We start from the raw sequence: 8,025 nt of genomic DNA, 5'->3' as shown, positions 1-8,025 counted from the left end.
TCATGACGACCCCTGCCCTGTCGCCGCGTGCGCTGCTGAGCTGGGCGCTCCGCGACAGCGCCCCGCACCTGGGTGTGTCGTGGCTCAGCGGCCTGCTCTACCAGGGTGGGCTCCTGGCGCTGCCGATCTGCCTCGGCCGGGCGATCGACGCCGGGATCCGCACCGGCGACACCTCCGGCCTGCTGCTCTGGGTCGGTGGGCTGCTGGCCGTGTCGGTGGGGCTCACCGCGGGCGAGACCGGCATGCGCTGGTTCGGGATGCTCGGCGCGGCGCGTACCGGCAACCGGCTCGTCGCCCGGATCGCCGGCCACGTGCTGGGGCTCGACCGGGTCGGCGTGCAGCGGTACGGCTCCGGCGATCTCGTCACCCGGGCGACCCGTGACGTCGAGGCTGTGCGGGTCCTCCTGGCCGGGTCGCCGTCGCTGCTCAGCGGGCTGGTCGGGTGTGTCGCGGTGATCATCGCGATCGCCCTGCTGGAGCCGGTGCTCGCCGTCGTCGGCCTGGCCACGCTGCCGCTGCTGGTGCTGGTCAACCTGTGGTACCCACCCCGGTTCGAGCGGTCCAACCAGGACGTCTCGCGGACACACTCCGAGCGGGCCGACGCGGTGGAGGATCTGCTCGTCGCGGGCACCGCGGCCCGCGGCCTGGGCGGCCGGCAGTTCCTGGTCGACCGGCACCACGAGCGCAGCGCCGTCGTGACCGCGCGGACGCTGAGCCTGGCCCGGATCACCGCGAACTGGTCCGCCCACGCGCCGTTCGTGCCGGCCCTCGCGTTGGCCGTGGGTGTGCTGCTGGGCGGCCTGGCCGTGCTCGACGGTGACCTGACCGTCGGTGGCCTGGTCACCTTCGCCGGGTGGATGAGCCTGCTCAGCCTGCAGGTGGAGCGGATCACCGGCCGGTTCGCCCAGGTGGGGCAGGGCTGGACCGCCGCCGGCCGGATCGCCGAGGTGCTCCGCACCGGGATCACCGTGACCGATCCGGTCCACCCCGTGCCGCTGCCGCCGCGCGGCGACCTGGTCGCCTCCGGGTTGCGGGCCGACCTGCCCGGTCGCACTCTCACCTGGGCGGATCTGCACGTCGCGGCCGGCGAGTTCGTCGCGATCACCGGCGCGGTCGGCAGCGGCAAGACCACGCTGCTGCGCCTGCTGTCCCGGCTCGAGGATCCCGCCGCCGGGACGCTCACCTACGGCGGGGTGCCGCTGCCCGCCGCGTCGCTGCACGAGCTTCGCCGGCGGATCACCGGGGTGCCGCAGCGGCCGGTGCTGCTGTCCGGGACGATCGCCGACAACCTGCGCCTGGGCCGGCCGGACCTGACCGACGCGGAACTGCGTGCGGCGTGCCACGCCGCGGCGTTCGACGTGGACGCGCTGCCCGACGGCTACGCGACCGAGGTCGGCGAACGCGGCGATGCGCTCTCCGGCGGGCAGGTGCAGCGCCTCGCCCTGGCCCGGGCCCTGGTGCGCCGCCCGGCGGTGCTCCTGCTCGACGACGTCACGTCGGCCGTGGACGCGACCACCGAGGCGGCACTGCTGGACCGCCTGCGTGGCTGGCTCCCGGACGCCGCGATAGTGGCGGCCACCTCCCGGCCCGCGGTGGCCGCCCGCGCCGACCGGGTGATCGAACTGCCCGTCCCCGATCGGGTGGGGGTGGCCGCCGATGGCTGACGTCCGGATGCTCAGCGAGGAACCGGATCGGCGCCGTGCCCTGCGGCAGGTCTGGCCCTACCTGCGCCCGCACCGGCGGCTGCTGGTCCTGGCGATCTGCGTCAACCTGCTCTCCACCGTCGCGCTCAGCCTGGTGCCGGCGGTCGTCGGCCGAGCCGTCGACGCGCTCAGCGAAGCCGACGCGGACCGTCTGCTGCGCCTGTGCGCGCTGCTGTTCGTCCTGGTGACGGCGCGGATGGTGCTGCTGCGCCAGGCCGAGCTGCTGCTGGTGCGCCTCGGCGAGCGGGTGGTCCGGGACCTGCGGGACCGGGCCGTCGAGCGGATCGCCGCGGCACCGCTGCGCTTCCTGGAGGCGCATCGGGGAGGTGACCTGTTGCAGCGGGTCACCGTCGAGGTGGCCGAGCTGGCTACCTTCGTCCGCCAGCAGATCCCGGACCTGATCTCCCTCACCGGGTACGTCGTCTTCACCGGCGTCGTGCTGTTCGTCTCCTCGTGGCAGCTCGCCCTGCTGCTGGTGGTGCTGTTCGCGCCGATGATGTGGTTCGTCGGCCGGCGGTTCCGGCGGGCGGCGGGTGCGGCGTACGCGGGGGAGGCCGCCGCGGAGGCGGCGGTGACGGCGAGCGTGCGGGAGACGCTGGACGCGCGCGAGCAGGTGCAGGCGGCGGACGCGGCCGGTCCGTGGCAGGCCCGTCTCGTGGCGCGGCTGGACGACTGGCTCGCCGCGGTCCGCCGGACCCAGAAGGCGTTGACCTGGTTGGAGACGGCCTGGATCGTGCAGGGCGTGGTCACGGCGGGCCTGCTCGTGGCCGGCGGCGCGCTGGTCGCGGCGCAGGCGGTGACCGTCGGTGTCGTGGTGACCTTCGTGCTGGCCAGCCGGGAGTTGTTCAGCTCGGCCGACGACCTGACGTACGTGGCCGGTGAGCTGGTCGGCTCGCAGGTGAACCTGGCCCGGCTGCTCGACCTGCTCGACGCCACCGAGCCGCCGCGGCCGGTGCCGGCTCAGCCGTCCGGCGGAGACGGCCCGGCGGACCTGGTCGTCGAGGGCGTCTGCTACTCCTACGGCACCGATCGCATGCTGCACGAGGTGAACCTCGTCTTTCCCGCCGGTTCCCGGGTGGCCCTGGTCGGCGAGACCGGATCCGGCAAGACCACGCTGGCGAAGGTGATGTGCGGCCTCTACCCGCCGGACGCGGGGGTGGTCCGCCTCGGCGGGACCGACCTCGCCGCCCTCGACGAGGGGGAGAGAGGCCGCCGGCTCGTGCTGGTGCCGCAGCAGGTGCACCTGATCACCGGCACCCTCGCCGAGAACCTGGCGCTGGCGCCGGGCGGCGCCGACCCCGGCCGGGCGATCCGCGACCTCGGCCTCGACGACTGGGTCGCCTCGCTGCCGGACGGGTTGCACACGCACCTCGGGCCACGCGGCGCCCACCTCTCCGCGGGGGAGCGGCAACTCGTCGGCCTGATCAGGGCCGCGCTGCTCGCCCCGGACGTCGTCGTGCTGGACGAGGCCACCGCCGACCTCGACCCGGCGACGGCGCACCGCATCGAGACCGCGGTCGCCCAGCTGCACACCGACCGTACCCTTGTCGTCATCGCCCACCGGCAGGCCACGATCGAGCGTTTCCCGCGCGTCGTCCGGCTCGCCGGCGGGGTCCTCGTCGGAGCGTGATCACGTGCCTGTCCTGACCGTCGGCGACCTCGACCTGCACTACGAGCAGGCCGGGTCGGGTCCGTCCGTGGTGCTGGTGCCCGGCACCGGAGCGCGGGGGCGCACCTGGTGGCTGCACCAGGTTCCGGCCCTGGTCGCGGCCGGTTACCGGGTTGTCACCGTCGACAACCGTGGCGCGGGCAGCCCGCACACCGGGCCGCTGACGGTCGGCGCGTTGGTCGGTGACCTGGCGCTGTTCGTGGAGCGGGTCGCCGGCGGGCCCTGCCGGCTGGTCGGCTCCTCGATGGGCGCGCACCTGGTGCAGGAACTCCTGGTCAGCCGCCCCGACCTGGCCGTGCAGGCGGTGTTGATGGCCTCGCGGGCCCGCCCCGACGCGCTGTCCCGGGCGCTCACCGCCGCCGAGAAGCAGTTGTACGACAACGCCGTCACCCTGCCGCCCGGCTACGCCGCCGTCGTCCGGGCGATGCAGAACCTGTCGCCCCGCACCCTCGCCGACCCCCAGCGGGCCCAGGACTGGCTGGAGATCTTCGAGCTGTCACCGGCGGGGGACGCGGGCGCCCGGGCCCAGCTCGACCTGGACTGGGACACTGACCGCCGCGACGCCTACCGGACGATCACCGCGCCGACGCTGGTGGTGTCCTTCGCCGACGACCTCGTGACGCCCGCGCCGCGCGGCCGGGAGTTGGCGGACTGCATACCCCGCGCCCGGTACGCCGAGATCCCCGACTCGGGCCACTACGGCTACCTGGAACAGCCCGACGCGGTCAACGACGCCGTCCTCGCCTTCTTCAAGGAGTTCCCATGAGCACGCCGGTACGCGAGATCGAACTCGTCTGGCACGATCTGGTGCCGCGCCTGCTCACCGTGGTGCGCGCCGAACGGATCACCCCGCGCATGGCACGGATCACCCTCACCGGCGACGACCTGGACACCTTCGCGTACGCCGCGCCGGAGGACCACGTCAAGGTGTTCTTCCCCGAGCCGGGCGCGGAGCTGCCGGTGATGCCGACGATCGGGCCCGAGGGCTTCGAGCCGCCCGGCCCCGGCACGCCGCAGCCGATCTTCCGGGACTACACGGTCCGCTACGTGCGCCGGGAGCAGCGGGAGATCGACATCGACTTCGCGCTGCACGGGCACGGTCCCGGTGCGTCCTGGGCCGGTGCCGCCCGGCCCGGCCAGCGGATCGGGGTGCTGGGCCCGCGCGGGTCGTACCTCAATCCGTTGACCTTCGACTGGTATCTGGTCGCCGGTGACGAGACCGCCTTGCCGGCGCTGGGCGCCTGGCTGGAACAACTGCCGGCCGGCGTGCCGGTGTACGCCTTCGCCGAGGTCGCCGACGCCGCCGAGGAGCAGGACCTGGCGATCTCCCCCGACACCGTCCTCACCTGGCTGCGTCGCGACGCCGGCCAGTCGCTCGGTGCCGCGCTGGCCGACTTCCGCGCCCCGGACGGCGCCGGCTACGTGTGGGTGGCCGGCGAGGCCACCGCGCTCAAACCGATCCGCCGGCGGCTGCGCGCGCTCGGCCTGCCCCGCGAGCACGTCGAGGTGGACGGCTACTGGAAGCGCGGCACCGTCAACCTCGACCACCATGACGTCGACGAGTGAACTGGTCCGGCGGTCCGGCCGGCGGAGCCGGGTTCCCGGCCTGATCGGGCTGGTGGTGCTCGCGGGCGTCGCGGTGCTGCTCAGCCTCGCGCTCGGCGCGCAGGACGTCGCGCCGCACGACGTGTGGCGTGCGCTGGTCAGCCCGGACTCCTCCGACGCCACCGCCGTGGTCCGGGAGCTGCGCGCCCCGCGTACCGCGTTGGGGGTGGCGGTGGGTCTCGCCCTCGGCGTGGCCGGGGCCCTGATCCAGGGGCACACCCGCAACCCGATCGCCGACCCGGGCCTGCTCGGGGTGTCGGCGGGCGCGTCGTTCGCCGTGGTCGTCGCCATCGCGGTGTTCGGCGTGACGTCGTTCGGCGGCTACATCTGGTTCGCCTTCGCCGGGGCGCTGGCGGCCAGCGTGGTCGTCTTCGCCGTGGGTTCCGGCGGCCGGCACGGGCCCACGCCGGTGACTCTCGCGCTCGCCGGGATGGCGATCGGCGCACTGCTCGCCTCCTTCACCTCCTCGATCTTGATCAACTCGCCGGAGACGCTGAACGTGTTCCGCTTCTGGGTCGTCGGCTCGCTGGCCGGTCGGGAGATCGGCACGGCCGGGCAGGTCACCCCGTTCATCGCGGCGGGTCTGCTGCTCGCCGCCGCCAACACACCGGCGCTCAACGCGCTGGGCCTCGGCGAGGACGTCGCCCGGGCGCTCGGCCAGAACGTCGCGTTGGCCCGGGCCGTCGGCGTTGTCGCGATCATGCTGCTCACCGGCGCGGCGACCGCCGCGTGCGGACCGATCGGTTTCGTCGGCCTGGTCGTGCCGCACGTCGCGCGCGCCCTGACCGGCCCCGACCACCGCTGGCTGGTGCCGTACGCCGGGCTGCTCGGGGTGGCGGCCGTGCTGCTGGCCGACGTGGCCGGGCGGCTCGTCGCCCGGCCCGCCGAGGTGCAGACCGGCATCGTGCTGGCGGTCGCCGGGGCGCCGTTCTTCATCTGGCTGGTCCGCCGGGTCAGGCTGGTGCGGTTGTGAGCGTGCTGACCCGAACCGCGGCGACGGAGACCGCCCGGCTGCGGTTGCCCGGTCGCCGCGTCGTGCGGGTCGGGCCGGTCTCGGCTCCGGTGCCGCTGCGGGCGGTGGCTGTCACGGTGGCCGCTCTCGTCGCGGCCGTCGCGCTGGCCGTGGTAGCGGTCTGCCACGGCGACTTCCCCATCGCCCCGCCGACGGTGTGGGAGGTGCTCACCGGGGGCGGAACCCGCATCGAACGGCACATCGTGCTCAACCTGCGACTGCCCCGGGTGCTCTGCGCGCTGCTGGTCGGCGTCGCCCTCGCGGTCGCCGGGGCGCTCACCCAGACGTTCGCCCGCAATCCGCTGGCCAGCCCCGACGTCCTGGGCGTGACGAACGGTGCGGCGGCCGGAGCGGTCGCCGCCATCGTGTTCGGCGGGGTGACCGGCTCGTACGGGGTTCCGCTGGCCGCCCTGGGCGGTGCGGCGGTCAGCGCCACCCTGATCTACCTGCTGGCCTGGCGGCGGGGCATCGACGGGTATCGGCTGGTGCTGGTCGGGCTCGGTGTCGGCGAGATCCTCGGCGGCGTCACCAACTGGGTGCTGGTCCGGGCCGAACTGGTCGACGCGACCCGCGCCACCATCTGGCTCAGCGGCTCCCTGGCCGGCCGGGACTGGGGGCACGTCCGGCCACTCGCCGCCGCGCTGGCCGTGCTGCTGCCGCTCGCGCTGGCCGCGTCGGTCGCGCTGCGCCTGTTGCAGTTCCGCGAGGACACCGCGCAGGGTCTCGGCCTGCGGCTGCGGAGCGCCCAGCTCGCCGTCGTCGCGGTGGCCGCCGCGCTCGCCGCCGCGGCGGTGGCCGCCGCCGGCCCGATCGAGTTCGTGGCGTTCGTCGTGCCGCAGATCGCGCTGCGCCTGTGCGGCGGAAGTCGCCCACCTCTGCTCCCTTCGGCGCTGCTCGGCGCGCTGCTCGTGGTCGGCGCGGACCTGGCCGCCCAGGTCGTGATCGCGCCGAAGGAGTTGCCTGTCGGCCTGCTCACCGCGATGATCGGCACGCCCTACCTGCTCTGGCTACTGCTCCGGCGATCCAGGAGGATCAGCGCATGAACGCCCGGCTGCGCGGCGAGGGCCTGCGCCTCGCGTACGGGGACCTGACCGTCGTCGACGGCCTCGACGTCGACGTCCACGACGGCCTGGTCACCACCATCATCGGCCCCAACGGGTGCGGCAAGTCCACAGTGCTCAAGGCGCTCGGCCGGCTGCTGCGACCGAGCGGGGGGCAGGTGTCGCTCGACGGCAACCGGATCGACCGGATGCCGACCCGGGAGGTAGCCCGGATCCTCGGCGTCCTGCCGCAGTCGCCGAGCGCTCCCGAGGGGCTGACGGTCGCCGACCTGGTGATGCGCGGGCGCCACCCGCACCAGAGCTGGTTTCGCCAGTGGTCCCGGGACGACGAGGCGCTGGCCGCCGACGCGCTGCGCTGGACCGACATGCTGGAGTACGCCGACCGCCCGGTCGACGCGCTCTCCGGCGGGCAGCGGCAACGCGCGTGGATCAGCATGGCCCTGGCGCAGGGCACCGACCTGCTGCTGCTCGACGAGCCGACGACATTCCTCGATTTGGCGCACCAAATCGACGTGCTCGACCTGGTCCGGCGCCTGCACCGGGAGATGGGCCGGACCGTGGTGATGGTCCTGCACGACCTGAGCCTCGCCGCCCGCTACGCCGACGTGCTGGTCGCCATGAAGGACGGCCGGATCGTGGCGACGGGCTCGCCGGCGGAGGTGTTGACCCCGGACCTGCTGGCGGAGGTCTTCGGGCTGCGTGCCCTGGTGGTGCCGGATCCGGCGACCGGAACGCCGCTGGTCGTGCCGCTGCCACGCTCGACGGTCCCCGGTCCGGTGCCGGCCGGTTGACTGGACGTTTGTTTCGGGTTCGTGTCAGTAGCAACCGGTTTGCGCGTCGATCCCCTCAGGGCAATATGCCGGACCTGACCCGGAAGGCGCACATCCTGGCCAGCTGTACCTTGACCAGAATCAGAGCATTTCAGCCCGCGATCGTGTCTGATTCACTTTCACCCGACATCGACGTACATGAGGT

At 74.0% G+C, this 8,025-nt stretch carries 7 protein-coding genes; all 7 read left to right on the top strand.

Annotated elements, in window-relative coordinates; translation table 11 throughout:
• Window positions 1-2: 2 nt before the first annotated feature.
• The 7 genes from ACIA5A_RS18925 to ACIA5A_RS18895 are packed head-to-tail and all read left to right on the top strand — an operon-like array spanning window position 3 to window position 7,841.
• The gene (locus ACIA5A_RS18925) at window positions 3-1,664 is read left to right on the top strand and encodes an ABC transporter ATP-binding protein (protein ID WP_396763631.1); all 1,662 of its coding nucleotides are present in this window, start codon (window positions 3-5) and stop codon (window positions 1,662-1,664) included.
• Window positions 1,657-3,333 carry an ABC transporter ATP-binding protein gene (locus ACIA5A_RS18920; protein ID WP_396763628.1) on the top strand — a complete coding sequence of 559 codons (1,677 nt, stop codon included), beginning with the start codon at window positions 1,657-1,659 and terminating at the stop codon, window positions 3,331-3,333. The genes ACIA5A_RS18925 and ACIA5A_RS18920 overlap by 8 nt, the downstream gene beginning before the upstream one ends.
• A gap of 4 nt (window positions 3,334-3,337) precedes the next feature.
• Window positions 3,338-4,138 (top strand): alpha/beta fold hydrolase, encoded by an 801-nt coding sequence (locus ACIA5A_RS18915; protein WP_396763625.1) that lies wholly within the window; start codon window positions 3,338-3,340, stop codon window positions 4,136-4,138.
• Complete coding sequence (locus ACIA5A_RS18910) at window positions 4,135-4,938, top strand: siderophore-interacting protein (protein ID WP_396763623.1); 804 nt, start codon at window positions 4,135-4,137, stop codon at window positions 4,936-4,938. Before ACIA5A_RS18915 ends, ACIA5A_RS18910 begins: the two co-directional genes overlap by 4 nt.
• Complete coding sequence (locus ACIA5A_RS18905) at window positions 4,922-5,950, top strand: FecCD family ABC transporter permease (protein WP_396763620.1); 1,029 nt, start codon at window positions 4,922-4,924, stop codon at window positions 5,948-5,950. The genes ACIA5A_RS18910 and ACIA5A_RS18905 overlap by 17 nt, the downstream gene beginning before the upstream one ends.
• A 2-nt stretch (window positions 5,951-5,952) precedes the next feature.
• Window positions 5,953-7,032, top strand: a complete 1,080-nt coding sequence (locus tag ACIA5A_RS18900; RefSeq protein WP_396763617.1) for a FecCD family ABC transporter permease — start codon at window positions 5,953-5,955, stop codon at window positions 7,030-7,032.
• Window positions 7,029-7,841 (top strand): ABC transporter ATP-binding protein, encoded by an 813-nt coding sequence (locus tag ACIA5A_RS18895; RefSeq protein ID WP_396763614.1) that lies wholly within the window; start codon window positions 7,029-7,031, stop codon window positions 7,839-7,841. Before ACIA5A_RS18900 ends, ACIA5A_RS18895 begins: the two co-directional genes overlap by 4 nt.
• Window positions 7,842-8,025: the final 184 nt, after the last annotated feature.

It is taken from the genome of Micromonospora sp. NPDC051300, assembly GCF_044455315.1.
In the GTDB taxonomy this organism is placed as follows: Bacteria; Actinomycetota; Actinomycetes; order Mycobacteriales; family Micromonosporaceae; genus Micromonospora; species Micromonospora robiginosa.
This window is presented reverse-complemented; position numbering and strand designations above follow the sequence as displayed.

Coding starts and splice junctions, on each gene's coding strand:
- ACIA5A_RS18925 (WP_396763631.1), top strand. CDS start 3: ATGACGACCCCTGCCCTGTCGCCGCGTGCGCTGCTGAGCTGGGCGCTC.
- ACIA5A_RS18920 (WP_396763628.1), top strand. CDS start 1,657: ATGGCTGACGTCCGGATGCTCAGCGAGGAACCGGATCGGCGCCGTGCC.
- ACIA5A_RS18910 (WP_396763623.1), top strand. CDS start 4,135: ATGAGCACGCCGGTACGCGAGATCGAACTCGTCTGGCACGATCTGGTG.
- ACIA5A_RS18905 (WP_396763620.1), top strand. CDS start 4,922: ATGACGTCGACGAGTGAACTGGTCCGGCGGTCCGGCCGGCGGAGCCGG.
- ACIA5A_RS18895 (WP_396763614.1), top strand. CDS start 7,029: ATGAACGCCCGGCTGCGCGGCGAGGGCCTGCGCCTCGCGTACGGGGAC.